The organism is Streptomyces sp. NPDC092369, from assembly GCF_044755245.1.
Taxonomy (GTDB): domain Bacteria; phylum Actinomycetota; class Actinomycetes; order Streptomycetales; family Streptomycetaceae; genus Streptomyces.
In genome coordinates this window covers 643211-661332 of record NZ_JBIVQP010000002.1, presented here as the reverse complement: position 1 = coordinate 661332, position 18122 = coordinate 643211, and the positions used below count along the sequence as shown (strand labels likewise).

Here is an 18122-nt window from a genome sequence, read left to right as displayed (position 1 = left end):
CTGTGGGACCCACTTCAGCCACCGGCCGTTACCGAACCAAGTCATCCGGAATAAAGCGGAGTTACGTGGTCCTCACGGTGGGTGGGGGCACGGACACCCTGTGTTGCCTCCGAGGCAAAAAGTCCCTCCCCCGGCTCCCGTTCAGCGTCCCGGCTGCGGGCGGACCGTCAGGAGCTGCTGGGCCTGGCCGACCGGGCCCTGGATGTCGTGCAGGACCGTGCTCGTCACGCCCTGGCCGGTCGGTCCGAAGGTGACCGTCGTGTCCAACCCGGTCCAGGGGCCCACCGGTTGGCGGTGCAGGTGGATCGTGAGGTCGACGTTCGGGAACATCCACTCGGCGGGCGACTCCCGTACGGCGATGCCGTTGGCCGTGTCGACGAGGGCGAGGTAGGAGGCGAGCGGGCCGCTGGGCTCGCCGGCGACGAGGTCGAGCTCGGTGGAGATCCAGGCGGTGGTGCGGCCCGGCTGCGGGGGCGCGAGGGGGCGGACGTCGATCGAGGCGATGTAGCCGCCCGGCCAGGCGTCGGCCATCTTCCACGGCGCGAGGGACTCGGGCGGGGTGAGCCGGGCGTCGGGGCCGCCCGCCACCGCCGTGGTGTCGACGGCGGCGAGCAGCCAGGCGCGGGCCCGGACCACCGGGCGTCCGGCGATCCGCACCACGGCTTCGAGAAGCTCGATGGTGCGGCCGGGGCGGACGGTCTCGACGCTGATCTCGCACTCGTCCAGGGCCGGTCGGCCGAGGATGTCGAAGGTGATGCGGGACAGCAGCAGCCCGGGGCGCTCGCCGATGTGGCGGTCCAGCGCGTGGGCGATGAGGCCGCCCAGCGGGCTGAAGTGCTGCTCGTCCGACGACCAGGCGCCGCCCGTGTGCGGGGTGGGCTTGTAGCGGTGGTCGTCGATGCGCTCGTAGTAGGCGGCTGAACTGGTCAACGGATGGATCTCCTCGTGGTGGTCGCAGGCTCGTCCAGCAGCCTACGACCACCGCGATCGGGAGATCCGTTACGGGTAGCTGGTCAGGTTGGCGACGTTGTTGGAGGAGTTGGACGGTCCGCCCGTGTTGTTGATGACGTGGCTGATCGTGCCCGTGCCGCCCAGGGACACCGTCAGCATGCTGGTGAAGCGGACGTTCGAGTTGGTCGGCGCCTCGATCGCGCGCGCGGCCACCACGCCCGGGTTCACGTTGAAGTAGCAGTAGCTGCCGAGCCCGTAGGCCTGGTGGCTGGTGACCGAGTCGGCGACCTTGTAGGCCGCGTAGCCCTGGGTGGAGCCGTTCATCCAGGACGCCTGGTTCGGTGGGTCGTAGGGCATCTCGTTCTGGTAGAAGTACGTGCGCCCGCCGTTGCCGTTCCAGATGGTCTGGTACTTCTGGTAGTGCTCGACGAACAGGCCGTACATCGTCACGTTGTCGCCGTTGACCGTCAGGCCGTTGTCGGCCGTGTTGCTGGTCCAGCCGACGCCCGAGCCGTGGTCGGCGCGCCAGATCCACATGTGGTCGCCGATCACGTTGTCGCTGTTGACGATCAGGCTGTTGGTGGCCTTGCCGACGCCCGCGCCGCCGACGCGGAAGTACACGTCGTGCAGCGAGGTCGGGTCGGCGGTGTGGGTGGCGGACGAGTTGCTCGGCCCGACCTCCATCAGGGACGGCGAGTTGGTGGTGCCCGCGTCGAAGAGCAGACCCGCGACCTTCACGCCGTCGACGTCCGCGACCTTCATCGCGGTGATGCCGTTGTCCGGGACCAGGGTGGCGAGGCCGAGACCGAGGATCACGGTGTCGGGCCGGTTCACCTGGAGCGTCTGGTTGAGGTGGTAGACACCTGGCGTCACCAGCAGGTTCTTGCCGGCCGCCAGCGCCTCGTTGATCTGCGCCGCGGTCGCACCGGGCTTCACGATGTAGAAGCTGTCGATGGACAGCGACGAACCGGCCGGCGAGCCCGAAGCCCAGCTGGTGCCGGTCGAGTTGGAACGCAGCGACGGTACGAACACCTGGTAGGCGCCGGCGCTGTCGACGTACAGGAACGGCTTCTCACGCGTGACCGGGGTCTGTGCGACCGTCGTGTAGGGCGGGTTGGGGAAGCTGGTGCCCGGGACGCCCTGGCTGCCGACGAAGACCATGTTCCAGTTGGAGCCGGTCCAGCTGCCGAGCTGCGAGTTGCGGGTCAGCCACTGCTGCTGGCTGCCGGAGTTGACCTGGCCGTCGATCTTGCTGTCGGCGAGCAGACCGCCACTGGACCAACCGCCGTCGTCCAGCGCGAGGTTGCCGCGCAGGTGCATCCGGCGGTAGGCCGCCGCCTGCGAGACCGCCCAACGGTCGGAACCGCCGGTCGGGGTCACGGAGAGGTTCTCCGCGCCGCGCCAGAAGTTCTGCGTGGCGTTGCCCTGGAACCAGTCGGCCTCGGCGTGCACCGCGCCGTTGATGTTGACCGCGTCCGGGGTCAGGCCGAGACCCAGCACCTGGGTGTAGAAACCGACGTTGACGTTGGCGCTGTAGGTGCCCGGCTTGAACATGACCGCGTAGCGCTGGGAGCCGAACTGGTTCGTCTCCTGCTGCGAGAAGATCGTGTTCACGCGGCTCTGGATGGTCGACGCCGACATCGACGGGTCGAAGACGACCACGTTCGGGCCGAGGTCGGGGTTGCCGGACGACGGCGGGTTCACGGCGGCCACCTGGAAGCGCTGGGCGGCACTGCCGTTGCAGGTGTACTGCACCAGCTGCACGCTGTCGGCGGTCGAGGCGGCCGGGTCGTCCAGGCACTTGCCGCTGTTGCGGTTGACGAAGTGGTACGCGCCGCCGCCCTCGTCCACCGGCAGCCACTGCTGGTTGGTCCCGCCGCCGTACGTCCACAGCTGGGCCAGCGCGTTGTCGGCGGTCGAGACGCCCGTGATGTCGACGACCTGGCTGGTGTTGTTGGCGTTGTTGATGCTGACGTAGCCGTCCGTGGTGGTCGTGAAGCTCCACTGCTGGGCCGTGCTGCCGTTGCAGGTGTACTGCTGCACGGCCGTGCCGTTGGTGGTGGCGGCCGACCTGGCGTCCAGACACTTGCCGCTGGCCGCGTTGGTGAGCGTGGAAAAGCCGGTGGGCAGGGCGGTGGCCGCCGCCTGCGAGGGGCTCGCGGTCAGCAGCGACGCGGCCGCCCCGGCGACCATCGCGACCGCGAGTGGTCTGCGGCCCCGGGAGGCGGTGCGTAGATGACGGAACACGGGTTCTCCTAGCCTGAGTTGCTGAGGGAGGTGGGGGTGCGGCCCGGCTCGGCCGGTGCGGGCCGAGCCGGGCCGGTGTACGCCGCGACTCAGTCGGCGTACACCGTCGGTCAGCCGGTGTAGGCCGAGAAGACGCGGGTGTAGTCCCAGTTGCCCTGGCTCACGCCGGAGCAGCTGTCGGCGGGGCCGCCGGTGCAGGGCCGGTCGCGGTTGGCGGACCAGAAGGTCAGCCGGGCCAGGTGGTGCTGCTGGGCGTAGGCGAGGATCGTGCGGAAGTCGGCGACGGTGACGGTCTCGTTGTTGTCGGTGATCCCGTTCATGGACGAGATGCCCATGTCCCGGTAGGCCGCGTCGTCGCTGTAGCCGTACGCGTTCTTCAGCGCGTTCTTCAGGCCCTCGGCGGCCTGGACCGTCAGATTGCCCATGTTCTGGCCCGCGCCGCCGAAGTCGAACGGCATGATGGCCCACGCGTCCACCGTCAGACCGGAGCTGTGCGCCCGGTTGATCAGGCTGGTGTCGGGGCCGCTCTGCCCGGTGCCGATGGTGATGTACACCTTGATGCCCGGGTTGTTGGCCTTCACGGTCTTCAGCGCGTCCACCGTGCGCTGCTGCACGGTCCCGTTGCTGTACGCGTCGGCCTCGATGTCGATGTCGATCGCCTTGAGCGCGTAGGCGTTGATCACCTTCTGGTACGCCGCCGCCAGCTCACCGGCGCTGGAGCAGGAGCTCTCCAGCTTGTTGCCGCTGTAGCCGCCGAAGGACGGGATGACCTCGCCGCCGTTGGCACGGATGGTGTTGATCGTGGACTGGTCCACGCCGCCGGTCAGCGCGCGGCCGCCGTCCCACTGGGGGTTGCAGTAACCGTTGCTGAGGACGAAGGCGAGCGTGAAGTTCTTGACGCCGGTGGCGTTGGTGATCGTGGTGGGGCTCGGCGGGCTGCCCCAGCCGTTGTAGAGGTAGGGCGCCACGGCCAGGGGCGAGGAGGTCGGCGGGTTGTCCCCGCCGGCGGCGGGCGCGGTCCACTTCTGGTTGGCCGCGCCGGAGCACGTCCAGATCTGGGCGCGGGTGCCGTTGGCCGAGGAATTGCCGGTGGCGTCCAGGCACTTGTTGGCCTGGGTGCCGACGATGTCGCGGGCGGCGGAGACGGTCCACTTCTGGTTGGCGCCGCCGGAACACGTCCACAGCTGGATCTTGGCGCCGTCGGCGGTCGAACTCCCGGTGACGTCAAGACACTTGCCGAGGGCGCGGATGGTGCCGTCGGTGCCCACGGTCCACTGCTGGGCGGCGGTGCCGTTGCAGTCGTAGAGCTGGACGGCCGTGCCGTCGGCGGAGTTCGCGCCGGCCACGTCGAGGCACTTGCCGCCGAGGCCGGTGATCGTGCCGGTCGCGGCGGAGGCGGGGGTGATGGCGAGGAGGCCGGCGGAGAGAGTGAGTGCCGCGACGGAGGCGGCGGCGACGAGTGGTCTGGGCATGACAGATCGGCCCTTTCGTGGGGGGTGGGACGCCCGGGGCCGGGGCGACCGGTGCAGGGCGAACGCACGCGTGGTACTGGGGCTGACCGGTGAACTTAAAGGTATGGACCACTTACGTCAAGAGATGAAGTAAGTTTTGACGGAAGTGACGTGCCCGGCGTCAGGGTGTGACGGCAACGGTCAGGCCAGTTTCCGGCAGTACAGCGCGTCCGGTGTCCGTGACGAGCCCAGCCGGCCCGTGTAGGCCACGCCCGCCGCGTACTCGTCGTCGGCGCACTGGCCCTTGTAGGTGCCGGACGCGAAGTCGCCGCCCTTCGGCGCCGATCCCCGGTTGTCGCCCCGGTCGAACCAGACGGTACGGCCGCCGGAACCGAGCCGTCCGGCCGGCGCGGTCGCGCACAGGACCGCCGAGACAGCGGCGCCGCGGACGCTGTATCCCGTCATGAACCGACCGTCGGCGCACTGGAGTTTGGTGTAGCCCGACGCCCAGTCGCCGCCCGGCGCGACATGCCGTTCGTCGACGACCACCTCGTGCCCGCCGGCCGGCGCCCACAGCGCGCCCGCGGTCACGTCCGAACACAGCCCCCGGTTGCCGGTGTGGCTCAGGCCCAGCAGCCGCTGCCCGTCGGGGCAGGCCGCCTTGCGGGCGCCGGAGTCCCAGTCCGGCAGGGCGCGCAGGCGCCGGGACTGCACGAAGTCGCCGTGGTCGGGGCTGAGCTGGGACCACTCCGGCACGGCCGCCACGGGCCCGGTCCGGCCGGTCGCGGTGATCAGCCGGGTCCAGGCGGACGCCCGCCAGTCGTCACCGTCGTACAGGCCCATGCGGCGGCCCTGGCTGTCCCAGTGCAGCAGGGCCCAGCCGTTGCCGGTGCGGTTCTCGTGCCAGCCCACCAGCGGCCAGTACGCGAAGTCGGCGTCGTTGCGGATCAGTTCGTCGACGAAGTTCTCGAACCACGCGCGCTGTCTCGCGCCGGTCTCCTCCCGGCCGCCGACGCCGAACTCGCTGATCCAGACGGGCGCGGTGAAGTGCTGGTCCGGCTCGGCGGTCACGAAGAAGGCCTGGCGGTACAGGACTTGGGTCAGCTCGGCCGGGCTCAGGTCGCGGTAGCGGGGGTCGCTGGTCTCGCCGGTGCCGGTCGCTCCGCTGTGGTTGGGTCCTGTGTAGTCGTAGAAGTGGGCCGAGTAGACGAGCTTGCCGGAGTCGACGAGGGTGTGCGAGAGGGTGCGTACGGGCGCCAGGGTGGGGCGTTCGTGCGCGAAGCCGTCGATCGGGATGCCGGTCCAGTTGATGCCCTCGACGACGATCAGCAGATCGGGGTTGGCCTCCGTGAGGATGCGGTCGCCGACGTGCTGCGAGGCGGCGAACCAGTCGTGGTCGTCGCCCGCGCCCCAGTTGGGGTCGTCCCAGACGTTGCGGCGCACCTCGTTGTAGAGGTCGGCGCCGACCACGCGCTTGTTGTCCCGGTAGCGGCGGGCCATGAACAGCCAGTCGTCCTCCCAGGTCCGGACCGACTGACTCGCGTTCCAGCGCTCGTTGCCGTCCACCCCGCAGCACCAACGGGTCGTGTTGGTGTGGTTGTTGAGGATCACGGCGAGCCCGGCGGCGGTCAGCTCGCGCACCACGACGTCGTACACCTGCAGCGGGGTCAGACCGCGCAGGGACGGGTTGGCGGCGACCGCGCGGTCCGTGACGGGGACGCTGTCGTGGATCATCTCGTTGGAGAACGGCAGTCGGATGCTGTTGATGCCGATCTCCCGGAAACCGGCGATGATCTCGGCGATCGACGCGCGGTCCAGGCCCAGCGGCATCCGGCCGGAGTTCTCGCCCGCGTGATGGTTGGCGTCGTCGTCCGTTGAGCCCGAGCCGTTCCACGTGCCGCTGGCGCCGTGCCAGTTGCCGGAACGGAGCTTGAAACGGTTGCCGTTGGCGTCGACGATCCAGCGGCCTCGGGTGCTGAGCGGGGGCGTCCAGTCCGTCGCCGCGGGAGTGGCCGGGGGAGCGGTCGCGGGCGGTGGTGCCGCCGGCTCCACCCCTGACGCGGCCGATGCCGTCGACAGTGGTGCCGGGAGCACCAGCAGGAGTACGGCGGCCAGAGTGGCCCTGACGAGGGATCCGCGCACGGTGACCGCCCTGCGAGACGACGTCGTTGTTGTCATGGCAGCGTCATCATGGGGGGTGGGTGCGGGGTGGGTCCAGTCCTGGGAGGGTGTTGGTCCGGTCCAGGACTCGTGCCCTCTCTCTATGACGTCCCGTCCGCCCCCAGCGACCGCGCCCTCACCCGCGCCAGATGGTGTGCGAAGACCTCGCGGGTGTCCGGGGTCAGGGTGCGCAGGGCGACCAGGGCCGTGATGACGACATCGCACAGTTCCGCCTGGACGTCGTCCCACGTGTGGGTGAGGCCCTTGCGCGGGTTCTGGCCGGTCGCGCCGATCACCGCCTCGGCGACCTCACCGACCTCCTCCGACAGCTTGAGCATGCGCAGCAGCATGCCCTCCTCGGCACCGGTCGGACGGTTCGCCTCCAACCAGGTCCACAGGTCGTCGATGGCGGCCCAGAGGTCGACGGGGGCGCCGGCCGGCGGGGTGGGAAGGTCCTGATCGCTCATACGGTGAGCCTGTCACGCAGGTTCACCGGTCGAACAACACCTCCTGCGCCCCCGCTCCCTCCTCCCAGTCCTCCCCCTCTTCCTCGTCCACCACTCTCCGCAGGCGCTGGTTCCGGGCCCCCACGACCACCGCCGTCACCGCCGCGGTCACCCCCAGCGCCACCGGGACCATCCAGCCGCGGTTCACCGCGTGGCCGAGGGCGTGGTCGAGGGAGAGGCGGCCCGGGCCCGTGACGGCGAGGCCGGCCGCGGTCAGGCCCAGGCTCGCCGCGTACTCGTAGCCGCCGCCCGCGGCGAAGAAGCCGTTCGGGGTGTGCACCGCGGCCGCCCCCGCCATCGCCCCGGCCGCCGCGGCGCCCGCCGCCGGGGTGGCCAGGCCCAGGGCCAGCAGCGTGCCGCCGCCCGCCTCCGCGAGGCCCGCCGCCGTGGCGCTGGCCCGGCCGGGTGCGTAGCCCACGGACTCCATGAACTGGCCGGTCCCCTCGATCCCGTGCCCCCCGAACCAGCCGAACAGCTTCTGCGCGCCGTGCGCGGCCAGCACACCCCCCGTGCCCAGCCGGAGCAGCAGCAGGCCCAGATCACGTCGGTCGTAGCAGGTCACGATGGCTCCCGGTGCGGACGGCAGGAAACGGCAGGAACGGGTCTCCCTCCCCGTGTCCCCACCGTCGCACCGCTCTCACCCGGCAGGCCCGTTCGCGCGGCCGTTCGGGTGGCGGTCGTGGGGGAGCGGTGTGAGTCTGCTGGCATGACGATTCAGCCAGCCAAACTCACCGACCCGACCGTCCGGGCCTTCGTCACCGCCGTCAACGCCCATGACCGGGACGGCTTCGTGGCGCTGCTCGCGCCCGGCGCGACGATGGCGGACGACGGCTCCGACCGGAACCTCGACGAGTGGATCGACCGGGAGATCTTCTCCTCCAACGGTCACCTCGACGTCGACAACGAGTCCCAGGGCGGCCGCGCGCTCCTCGCGAACTACCGCAACGACACCTGGGGCGAGATGCGCACCCGGTGGAGCTTCACGGTCGAGGACGACGGCAGGATCTCGCGGTTCGAGACCGGCCAGGCGTAACGACCGGACCCGTAATACCACTTGCCTTCGTGTGCGCTCCAACTCCTAGCGTCTGTGCACATGGAGACGACGAAGACGAACAGGACACTCGGCCGCAGCGGTATCGAAGTGAGCGCCCTCGGCTTCGGCTGCTGGGCCATCGGGGGAGAGTGGCAGGATCCCGACGGACAGCCCCTCGGCTGGGGCAAGGTCGACGACGACGAGTCCGTACGGGCGATCCGTCGCGCCCTCGACCTCGGCGTGACGTTCTTCGACACCGCCGACACCTACGGCGCCGGGCACAGCGAGCGGGTGCTCGGGCGCGCCCTCGGCAAGCGGCGCGAGGACGTCGTGGTCGCCACCAAGTGGGGCAACGTCTTCGACGAGGAGACCCGCACGCTCACCGGCAGCGACGACACCCCGGAGTACGCCCGCCGCGCCCTGACCGCCTCGCTGGAGCGGCTCGGCACCGAGTACGTCGATCTCTACCAGCTGCACCTCAGCGACCTCGATCCCGACCGTGCCGCCCGACTCCGGGACGCCTGCGAGGAGTTCGTGCGTGAGGGGCTGATCCGGTCGTACGCGTGGAGCACCGACGACCCGGCGCGGGCCGCGGTGTTCGCCGAGGGGCCGCACTGCGCCGCCGTGCAGCACGCGCTCAACGTGCTGAACGACGCCCCCGACATGCTCACCCTGTGCGAGGAGTCCGGGCTCGCGAGCGTCAACCGCAGCCCCCTCGCCATGGGTCTGCTGACCGGAAAGCAGCGTGCCGGACGCACCCTCGAAGCCGGTGACATCCGCAACACCCCGCCCGCCTGGCTGACCGGCTTCAAGCAGGGCGCGGGTGCCGACGAGGACTGGGTCGCCCGCGTGGACGCCCTCCGGTCCGTCCTCACCAGCGAGGGCCGCACCCCCGCCCAGGGCGCCCTCGCCTGGATCTGGGCGCGCAGCCCGCAGACGGTCCCCATCCCCGGGTTCCGGTCGGTCGAGCAGGCCGAGCAGAACGCGGGCGCCATCGAGAAGGGGCCGCTCACCGCCGGGCAGCTGGCCGAGATCGACCGGATACTCGGACGGTGAACGGCCCCTGGGGGCACGGCATTCGGTAACCCCGGGCGCGGTGTCGTCAGTACCCCTGGTTGCCGTACTGCGCGTACTGCTGATCGCCGGGCTGCTGACCGCCGTAGCTCTGATCGCCGAACTGCTCGTTCCCGTACGGCTGTTGCTGTGCGGTCGGCGCGAACTGCCCGCCCTGCTCCGTGAGCGTGAGCTGGCCGGCCTTGATGGTCGCCAGGCGCGGGGCGCGGCGGGCGATGGAGGAGTCGTGGGTGACCATGACGAAGGTCAGGCCGTACTCGTGCCACAGGCCCTCCAGCAGGCCCATGATGTCGTCGCGGGTGCCCTCGTCGAGGTTGCCGGTGGGCTCGTCGGCGAGCAGCACCTTCGGCTTCTTCACCAGCGCGCGGGCGATCGCGACGCGCTGCTGCTGGCCGCCGGAGAGCTCGGCGGGGGCGTGCCGCAGGCGGTCGCCGAGGCCGACCGAGGCCAGCGCCTCGGCCGCCCGCTCGCGCCGCTCGGCGGGCTTCACGCCGAGCGGCACCAGGGCCGTCTCGACGTTCTCCTGCGCGGTCAGGGTCGGGATGAGGTTGAACGACTGGAAGATGATGCCGACCTTCTCGGCGCGCAGCCGGGTCAGCTTCGCCTCGCTGACGCGCGCGAGGTCGACGCCGTCCAGCTCCACGCTGCCCTCGGTCGGCCGGTCCAGGCCGCCGATCATCTGCAGCAGGGTGGACTTGCCGCCGCCGGTCGGGCCCTGGATGACGAGCTGGTCGCCGTCCTCGATGGTCAGGTTGATGCCGCGCAGCGCCTCGACGGTCTCCTTGCCGCGCGTGTACCGCTTGGTGACGCCGGTGAGTCTGTACATGGGAACTCCAGGAGGTGTGGCAGGAGGAAGGGGGCGGGGCGCCGCCGCCCGGGGGGAACGGTGGCGGCGCCCCAGCACGGGGGGTGTTACGAGACGCTGCGCAGGGCGTCCGCCGGGCGCATGCGGGAGGCGCGCCAGCCGCCCATGGCGCCGGCGATCAGACCGCCGGTGACCGCCAGGCCCACTGCGAGGGCGATGGTGGTCAGGGAGACGGGGGCCGACAGGGCGATCTCCATCGTGCTGGCCGTGGACTGGCGGCCGGGGCCGCCGCCACCGGGGCCGCCGCCCTGGCCGCCACCGCCGGTGGAGCCGAGCTGCGCGGTCAGCTTCGGGCTGATCGCGGTGACCGTGTAGGCCGCCGCCAGACCCAGCGCGATGCCGAGGCCGCCGCCGATCAGGCCGTTGACCATGGACTCGCCGACCACCTGCCGGGTCACCTTGCGGCTCGGCCAGCCCAGCGCCTTCAGCGTGCCGAACTCGCGCACCCGGCGGGAGACCGCCGAGGAGGTCAGCAGCGCGGCCACCAGGAAGGCCGCCACCAGCACCGCGATCGAGAGCCACTTGCCGACGCTGGTCGCGAGGTCCGACGCGGTGGAAAGCGAGCCGGAGACGGTGGACGCGAGGTCGGCGGAGGTGGTGACCGTCGTACCCGAGATGTTCTTCTGGATCGTCGACTTGACGGTCGAGATCTGCTTCGAGTCGGTCGCCTTGACGTAGATCGTGGTGACCTTGTTCTTCGAGTCGCCCAGCGTCTGCGCCTGCTTCAGCGGCAGGAAGACGTCGGTGGTGGACTCGGAGCTGTCGGGAGTCGCGATGCCGATGACCGTGAACTTGGTGCCGGAGATCTTGAAGGTCGAACCGACCTTGTACTTCTTCTCCTTGGCGTAGGACTTGCTGACCACCGCGACCTTGGAATCGGTCTGCGCGGCGGTGAAGGTCGTGCCCGAGGTGATCTTCGACGTGGCGAGCGGGCCGAGGTCCTGGTTGGTGACGTCGATGCCCGCCACCGAGTAGGAGTTGACGTCGAAGGAGGCGCCGCCGCCCTGCACCTTGGGCTGGGCGGTGCTGCCGCTGCCGCCGCCGGGGCCGCCCTGCTGGGAGGAGCCGGAGGACTGCGCCTTGCCCTGGGTGAAGGAGCCGTCGACCTTGGTGACGTTCAGGGTGAGCGCGCCGACCGCGTCCGAAACCCCCTTCTGCGCCGCGACCTTGGTGACCAGGGAGGACGCGAGGACCTGACCGCCCTGTGTGTTGACCCGGTCGGAGCTCTGCGTGCTGCTGCTGCTCGACTTGGCGTCGAAGTTGAACCTCGGGCCCCCGGAGCTGCCGCTGGTGGGGGCGGACTGCGCCTTGGTCACGGTCATGTCCGTGCCGAGGCCGTAGAGAGACTTCAGGACCTTGTCCTGCGCCTGCGTCATGCCGGCCGACACCGAGTTGACGGTGATGACCAGAGCGATTCCGAGCGCCAGACCCAGAGCGATGACCAGAGCCGCTTTCTTTCTCCGGCCCAGTTCGCGCTTGAGATAGATGCCAAACATCCCGTTCCCCAAAGGTTCTTGGCGCCCGCTGTGGGCGCTGCCACAAGGTATGGAGAAACCTTTGAGCCAGGCTGAGTAAAGGATGTGTCAGGGCTGAGAAAGCGGGGTGGGGATTCAAATTTGCATAAGACAGGAAATTCTTATCCTGTAGAGGGTCCACTGCCAGGAAACCCCTGTTGGGTGCGGTGTACGGTCCCCGGATGCACGCTTCCTCCCCGCTCACCCGACGGGCCGCTCTGGGCCTTTGTGCGGCCGCCGCCATTCCGCTCGCCACGGCGACCGACGCGCACGCCTCGACGGTTGTCGGCGGTGCGCGGCTGGCCCGCCCCGGAATTCAGGGCACAGGTCTGCCCGAGGCGCTCACGGCCAAGCTGACCGCGGCCGCCTGGCTCGTCGCCGATCACGACAGCGGAGAGGTGCTCGCCGCCCGCGACCCGCACCGGCGGCTCGCGCCCGCGTCCACGCTGAAGATGCTGTTCGCCGACACGGTGCTGAGGAAGTTCGAGCGGACCGAGCGGTACCGGGTGACCGACGCGGACCTGGCCGGCATCCCGTCCGGCTCCAGCCTGGTCGGCGTCAAGCCCGGCATCACGTACACCGTCGAGCAGTTGTGGCAGGGCGTCTTCCTGCGCTCGGGCAACGACGCCGTGCACGTGCTCGCCCACATGAACGGCGGGGTCGCCAGGACGGTCGCCGAGATGCAGGCCAGGGCGGTGGATCTGCAGGGACTGGACACCCATGTGGTCAGCCCCGACGGCTTCGACCACAAGGGCCAGTTGTCGTCCGCCTACGACCTCACGCTCTTCGCCCGGCACGGCCTGAAGGACGCCGACTTCCGCGCGTACTGCGCCACCAGGACCGCCGACTTCCCGGCCGGCGGCAAGAAGACCTTCCAGATCCAGAACACCGACCGCCTGCTCACGGGCACGTACGGGGTGAAGGCGTACGACGGTCTGATCGGGGTCAAGAACGGTTACACGAGCAACGCGGGCAACACCTTCACCGGCGCGGCCACCCGCGGCGGCCGGACCCTGCTGGTGACGGTGATGCACCCCAGGAGCGGCTACAACGCCGTCTACGAGGAGACGGCCGCGCTGCTCGACTGGGGCTTCGGGAAAGGGAGTTCGGCCCGGGCGCTGGGCACACTGGTCGATCCGCTCAGCGAGGGCGGGACGAAGGCGGTCGGGACACCGGGCGGGAAGTCGGCCCGGGCGGCGGCCGGGGCGCCGGGCTCGGCGGCGGACGGCGGGTCCTCGCCGTGGGGGACGCTGGCCGGCGCGGGCGGCGCGGTCGCACTGCTGGCGGGCGGAGCGTGGGCGCTGCGCGGGCGAAGGGCGGCCGGGGCAACGGGAGTTGAGGGGGCGGCGAAGGCGAACAGGGCGGACCGCGCCGACTAAGTCTCGCGGCAGCCGTTCCACGCACCGGTGCGTACCTCACGGTCCCACATGAGGTCCACCCCCACGCGATGCCCTGGAACGGCTGCCGCCTCCCCCCTCGGTTTTGGTCTGCGGAAGCCCCGTGCCCCAAGTGTGAAGCTCTTGTGTAGGAGAGTTGAGCATAAGCCCGCCACCGGCCGCAATAGTACGGACGGTCAAATTCCGCTTGTGCAAGTTGGGGAGTTGGGGCGCGACGGACGCTCTCAGCCGCGGCCGACGTACGGCATCGTCGTCGCCAGTACGGTCGCGAACTGCACGTTCGCCTCCAACGGCAGCTCCGCCATGTGCCGCACGGTGCGCGCGACGTCGGCCACGTCCATCACGGGCTCGGGCGCGATCTCACCGTTCGCCTGCAACGCGCCGGTCTGCATCCCCGCCGTCATGGCGCTCGCCGCGTTGCCGATGTCGATCTGCCCGACCGCGATCCGGTACGGCCGCCCGTCCAGCGACAGCGACTTGGTGAGGCCGGTCAGCGCGTGCTTGGTCGCCGTGTACGCCACCGACAACGGCCGGGGCGTATGGGCTGAGATGGATCCGTTGTTGATGATCCGCCCGCCCTGCGGCTTCTGCTCCTTCATCCGCCGGTAGGCCGCCTGCGCGCACAGGAACGCCCCGTTGAGGTTGGTGTCCACCACGTGCCGCCAGGCCTCGTACGGCAGCTCCTCCACCGGCACCCCGCCCGGACCGAACGTCCCCGCGTTGTTGAACAGCAGATCCACCCGCCCGAACTGCTCCACGGTCGCCCCGAACAGCGCGTCCACGTCGGCCGGTTGAGAGACATCGGTGCGTACGACGACGGCGGCGCCGTCGGGCACGAGCGCGGCCGTCTCCTCCAGCGTCTCGGCGCGCCGGCCGGCCAGCGCGACGGACCAGCCGGCGTGCGCCAGCTCGACGGCGACGGCCCGCCCGATCCCGGAACCGGCGCCGGTCACCACGGCGACTTTCGGTACGGCGGTCTTCGATTGCTCAGCATCCATGGGACCGCAGCCTAGGGAACCGGGCGAAGCCGGATGAAGCCCGGCGCGGCCGGATCACGCGAGCTCACGCCCGGCCCGGGTGCGGCGGGGTCACGCCCGGCCCGGGTGCGGCGAGGTCACGTCCAGCCCGGGTACGGCGGGGTCACGCCCGGCCCGGCTGTCGCGAGGTCACGTCCGGCCCGGGGTGCCGCGAGGTCACCTCCCGCCCGGGTGCCGCGAGGTCGCGTCCCGCCCGGGTGGCGCCGGGATCACGCCTCGTTCGGGTACCGCACCCCGATCCGCTCCCGGATCGCGTCCAGCGTCCGCATCACGGCGAGCGTGCCGTCGAGCGGGACGAGAGGGGACTCGGTCTCGCCGGCCCGCAGTGCGCGCATGACCTCGCGGGCCTCGTGCCGGAGGCTGTTGCGCGGGCCGTCGGCCGGGTCGGCGGTGAACTCCTGCGGGTCACGTCCGTCGCGATGCAGGACGAAGCTGTTCGGGAAGAAGAAGCCGTCCGGGACGTCGATGCGGCCCAGCGAGCCGGTGACGGAGGCCGAGGTGGCCAGACCGCCGACGATGGAGCAGTGCACCGAAGCGAGAGCCCCGCTCTCCCAGTTGAGCAGCGCTCCGGTCTGGAGATCGACGCCCTCGTCGGAGAGCACCGCTCTCGCCACCACGTCCGACGGCTCCCCGAGCAGCAGCTGCGCGAACGACACCGGGTACACCCCGAGGTCGAGCAGCGAGCCGCCGCCCTGCTCCGGGTCGCGCAGCCGGTGCGAGGGAGGGAAGGGCCCGGCGAGCCCGAAGTCCGCCTGCACGGTCCGCACTTCACCGATCGCGCCGTCGTCGACCAGCGCCTTGAGCCGCCGGATCATCGGGTTGCAGTACATCCACATGGCCTCCATCAGGAAGCTCCCGCGCCCCCGCGCAAGGGCGACCAACTCCTCGGCCTCGCCCGCGGTGAGCGTGAACGCCTTCTCGACCAGCACGTTCCGCCCGGCCTCCAGGCACAGCCCCGCGGCCACCCGGTGCGCCGAGTGCGGGGTGGCGACGTACACGACATCGATGTCCTCGTCCGCGGCGAGGGCGCCCCAGTCGCCGTAGGCCCGCTCGATCCCGAACCGCTCCGCGAACGCCTTCGCCGACGCCTCGGTCCGCGAGGCCACCGCGACCACCTCGGCATCCGGCAGATCGACCAGATCCGCCGTGAACGCGGCGGCGATCCCACCGGTCGCCAGAATTCCCCACCGCACGTTCTCCGCCGCCATCTCGCGCCGCCCTCGCTCAGGTGCCCCTCGGTCGCTCACGTGACCCTCGGCACTGTGTACGAGCTGAGAGCATAGGTGTCGAATCACTCGAAGAGGGAGGGGCACATGCCCGAGCAGGGGGCGCCGAGACCGCGCCTGGACCCGGGCGTGGGACAGGGCGCGGAGCAGAGCGGGGGACAGAACGCGGAGCAGCGCGCCGAGCCGGAGACGGAATCCGCGGCCGAACCCACCGGAGAACCGGCCGCCCCCGCACCCGCCCCGGCCGCCCCCGCATCCGCGTCCGCCCCGGCCACCCGCCGCACCGGCATCCTCGTCACCGTCCTCCTGGGCGGCCTCACCGCCACACCCCCGCTCGCGATGGACATGTACCTCCCCTCGCTCCCGGAGGTCACCCGCTCCCTGCACGCGCCCGCGGCGACCGTCCAGCTCACGCTCACCGCCTGTCTGCTCGGCATGGCGCTGGGACAGCTGGTGGTCGGCCCGATGAGCGACCGCTGGGGCCGCCGCCGCCCGCTGCTGACGGGCCTGGTGGTCTACGTCGTCGCCACCGTCCTGTGCGCCCTCGCGCCGACCGTCGAGGCCCTGGTCGCCTTCCGCCTCGCGCAGGGGCTGGCGGGCGCGGCCGGGATCGTCATCGCCCGTGCGGTGGTCCGCGACCTGTACGACGGCATGGCGATGGCCCGCTTCTTCTCCACGCTCATGCTGATCTCCGGGGTCGCCCCGATCGTCGCGCCGCTGATCGGCGGCCAGATCCTGCGGGTGACGGACTGGCGGGGCGTGTTCGTGGTCCTGACGGCGGTCGGCGCGCTGCTGACGGCGCTCGTGTGGACGAGGCTGCCCGAGACCCTCGCGCCCGCCGAGCGCCACAGCGGCGGGGTGGGCGAGGCCCTGCACTCGATGCGCCGCCTGCTCGCCGACCTGCCCTTCACCGGCTACATGCTCACCGGCGGCTTCTCCTTCGCCGCGCTGTTCGCGTACATCTCGGCCTCGCCGTTCGTGATCCAGGAGATCTACGGCGCCTCCCCGCAGACGTTCAGCCTGCTGTTCGGCCTGAACTCGGTCGGCCTGGTGATCGTCGGCCAGATCAACGGCAAGGTGCTGGTCGGCCGGGTCGCCCTGGAGAAGGTGCTGAGCGCCGGCCTGCTCGTCGTGATCGCCGCCGCGGTCGCACTGCTGCTCATGTCGACGGGTGCGCTCGGCGAGGTCGGGCTGGTTCCGGTCGCCGCGGCCCTGTTCGTCCTGATGTCGGCCATGGGGGTGACACTGCCCAACGCCCAGGCGCTCGCCCTGATGCGCACGAGAAAGGCGGCGGGTTCCGCATCCGCGCTGCTCGGAACGTCGTCCTTCCTGATAGGCGCGGTCGCCTCGCCCCTCGTCGGGATCGCCGGGGAGCACACGGCCGTCCCGATGGCCGTCGTCCAACTGGCGGCCGCACTGGTGGCACTGGCCTGCTTCATGGGAATCTGCCGTCCCTGGAACAAACGTACGAGCCTGGAGGGAGCAGGGAGCTGAGCGCACCGAGACTGCGCGACGACACACCGGAACGTGCCGGCCTCGACCCCGAGGAACTCCGTCTGCTCGCCCAGGAGGTCCACGACCTCACCGCCGGGGACCGCCCCTGGGCGGCGGGCGCGGTCGTGGTCGCCGGCCGCGGTCCGGTGATCGCGGTGGCGGAGGCGGCGGGCTGGGCGGTCCGCTACAAGTCCTACGACCCGGAGAAGGACAAGGGCGTCGAACTGCCGAGGAGCTCCCGCGTCCCGGCGACGGTGGACACCCCCTTCGACCTCGCGTCCCTGACCAAACTCTTCACCTCGGTCGCCGCCGTCCAGCAGATCGAACGCGGCACGCTCGGCGTCGACGCGCGCGTCGGCGACTACCTCCCGGACTTCCGCGCGGCGGCCAGACACGGCATCACGATCCGCGAACTCCTCACCCACACGTCGGGCCTGCGCCCCGAACTCCCGCTCTACGACTGCGAGAACGACGAGGAACGCCTGGCTCTCCTCCAAGCGGAACCCCCGGTGGGAGTCCCCGGCACCTACACCTACTCCGACCTCAACCTGCTCCTCCTCCAGTACGTCCTGGAACGCATCACGGGCCGCACCCTGGACGTCCTCGTCCACGAAGGCATCACCCGCCCCCTGGGCATGACGTCGACGGCCTTCGGCCCCTGCCCGGGTGCCGCGGCGACGGAGGACCAACGCCGCCCCTGGGCCAAGGCGGACCGGGGGATGCTCCGAGGAGTGGTCCACGACGAGAACGCGTGGTCCCTCGGCGGAGTAGCAGGCCACGCGGGCCTCTTCTCCACGGCCCGAGACCTGGCGATCTTCGCCCGCACCCTCCTGGCGGGCGGCTCCTACGGCCCGGCCCGCATCCTCGGCCCGGACCTGGTCGAACTCCTCTTCACCCCACCGGGCCTCGGCTTCGCCCTCGACCAACCGTGGTTCATGGGCGAGTTGTCGGGCCAGGGCGCGGCGGGCCACACGGGCTTCACGGGCACGTCCCTGGTCCTGGACCGAGAGACGGACACGTTCGTGGTCCTCCTGGCCAACACGGTCCACCCGAGGCGCCGCCCCCCGGACAACGCTCCGAGGGCCCGACTGGCGACGAGGATGGCAAGGGCGGTGAGGTGAATTTCAGCGCGCCCAGTGTTCGAGGCTGCGCATGCAGGCGCCGGTC

15 protein-coding genes are annotated in these 18122 nt (G+C 70.9%); 5 read left to right on the top strand and 10 right to left on the bottom strand.

The window, feature by feature from the left end:
* Nucleotides 1-141 precede the first annotated feature (141 nt).
* The 6 genes from ACIQI8_RS12615 to ACIQI8_RS12590 all read right to left on the bottom strand — a co-directional run bounded on the left by ACIQI8_RS12615 (nucleotide 142) and on the right by ACIQI8_RS12590 (nucleotide 7877).
* A complete protein-coding gene (locus tag ACIQI8_RS12615; protein ID WP_402348128.1) occupies nucleotides 142-930 on the bottom strand; it encodes a thioesterase family protein in 789 nt (262 codons plus the stop codon).
* Between the two features lie 69 nt (nucleotides 931-999).
* The gene (locus ACIQI8_RS12610) at nucleotides 1000-3144 is read right to left on the bottom strand and encodes an RICIN domain-containing protein (RefSeq protein WP_402350396.1); all 2145 of its coding nucleotides are present in this window, start codon (nucleotides 3142-3144) and stop codon (nucleotides 1000-1002) included.
* Between the two features lie 164 nt (nucleotides 3145-3308).
* Entirely contained in the window at nucleotides 3309-4670 is a 1362-nt protein-coding gene (locus tag ACIQI8_RS12605) for a lectin (protein WP_402348125.1), read from the bottom strand.
* Nucleotides 4671-4850: 180 nt separating this feature from the next.
* A complete protein-coding gene (locus ACIQI8_RS12600; protein ID WP_402348122.1) occupies nucleotides 4851-6827 on the bottom strand; it encodes a glycoside hydrolase family 5 protein in 1977 nt (658 codons plus the stop codon).
* Nucleotides 6828-6910: 83 nt separating this feature from the next.
* The gene (locus ACIQI8_RS12595; RefSeq protein ID WP_402348120.1) at nucleotides 6911-7276 is read right to left on the bottom strand and encodes a MazG-like family protein; all 366 of its coding nucleotides are present in this window, start codon (nucleotides 7274-7276) and stop codon (nucleotides 6911-6913) included.
* A gap of 22 nt (nucleotides 7277-7298) precedes the next feature.
* Nucleotides 7299-7877: a DoxX family protein gene (locus ACIQI8_RS12590; protein ID WP_402348117.1), complete on the bottom strand. Its 579-nt coding sequence runs from the start codon at nucleotides 7875-7877 to the stop codon at nucleotides 7299-7301.
* Nucleotides 7878-8021: 144 nt separating this feature from the next.
* Here ACIQI8_RS12590 and ACIQI8_RS12585 point away from each other — a divergent pair, with 144 nt between their 5' ends.
* Together ACIQI8_RS12585 and ACIQI8_RS12580 are read left to right on the top strand one after the other, a co-directional pair.
* Nucleotides 8022-8348 (top strand): nuclear transport factor 2 family protein, encoded by a 327-nt coding sequence (locus tag ACIQI8_RS12585; protein ID WP_402348114.1) that lies wholly within the window; start codon nucleotides 8022-8024, stop codon nucleotides 8346-8348.
* A 60-nt stretch (nucleotides 8349-8408) separates the two neighbouring features.
* Nucleotides 8409-9404 carry an aldo/keto reductase gene (locus ACIQI8_RS12580; protein WP_402348111.1) on the top strand — a complete coding sequence of 332 codons (996 nt, stop codon included), beginning with the start codon at nucleotides 8409-8411 and terminating at the stop codon, nucleotides 9402-9404.
* A gap of 46 nt (nucleotides 9405-9450) precedes the next feature.
* Here ACIQI8_RS12580 and ACIQI8_RS12575 read toward each other — a convergent pair whose 3' ends face one another.
* Nucleotides 9451-10248 (bottom strand): ABC transporter ATP-binding protein, encoded by a 798-nt coding sequence (locus ACIQI8_RS12575; RefSeq protein WP_402348108.1) that lies wholly within the window; start codon nucleotides 10246-10248, stop codon nucleotides 9451-9453.
* Between the two features lie 86 nt (nucleotides 10249-10334).
* Complete coding sequence (locus ACIQI8_RS12570; RefSeq protein WP_402348105.1) at nucleotides 10335-11783, bottom strand: ABC transporter permease; 1449 nt, start codon at nucleotides 11781-11783, stop codon at nucleotides 10335-10337.
* A gap of 200 nt (nucleotides 11784-11983) precedes the next feature.
* Between ACIQI8_RS12570 and ACIQI8_RS12565 the strand changes: the two genes are divergently transcribed.
* Entirely contained in the window at nucleotides 11984-13180 is a 1197-nt protein-coding gene (locus ACIQI8_RS12565; protein WP_402348103.1) for a D-alanyl-D-alanine carboxypeptidase family protein, read from the top strand.
* A 242-nt stretch (nucleotides 13181-13422) separates the two neighbouring features.
* On the opposite strand, the gene ACIQI8_RS12560 is transcribed toward ACIQI8_RS12565, so the two are convergent.
* Both ACIQI8_RS12560 and ACIQI8_RS12555 read right to left on the bottom strand, forming a co-directional pair.
* A complete protein-coding gene (locus ACIQI8_RS12560; protein WP_402348100.1) occupies nucleotides 13423-14196 on the bottom strand; it encodes an SDR family oxidoreductase in 774 nt (257 codons plus the stop codon).
* Between the two features lie 248 nt (nucleotides 14197-14444).
* A complete protein-coding gene (locus ACIQI8_RS12555; protein ID WP_402348097.1) occupies nucleotides 14445-15443 on the bottom strand; it encodes a Gfo/Idh/MocA family protein in 999 nt (332 codons plus the stop codon).
* A 105-nt stretch (nucleotides 15444-15548) separates the two neighbouring features.
* Here ACIQI8_RS12555 and ACIQI8_RS12550 point away from each other — a divergent pair, with 105 nt between their 5' ends.
* Both ACIQI8_RS12550 and ACIQI8_RS12545 read left to right on the top strand, forming a co-directional pair.
* Entirely contained in the window at nucleotides 15549-16955 is a 1407-nt protein-coding gene (locus ACIQI8_RS12550) for a multidrug effflux MFS transporter (protein WP_402348094.1), read from the top strand.
* Nucleotides 16907-18076, top strand: a complete 1170-nt coding sequence (locus ACIQI8_RS12545; RefSeq protein WP_402350393.1) for a serine hydrolase domain-containing protein — start codon at nucleotides 16907-16909, stop codon at nucleotides 18074-18076. The genes ACIQI8_RS12550 and ACIQI8_RS12545 overlap by 49 nt, the downstream gene beginning before the upstream one ends.
* The last annotated feature ends 46 nt before the right edge of the window (nucleotides 18077-18122 follow it).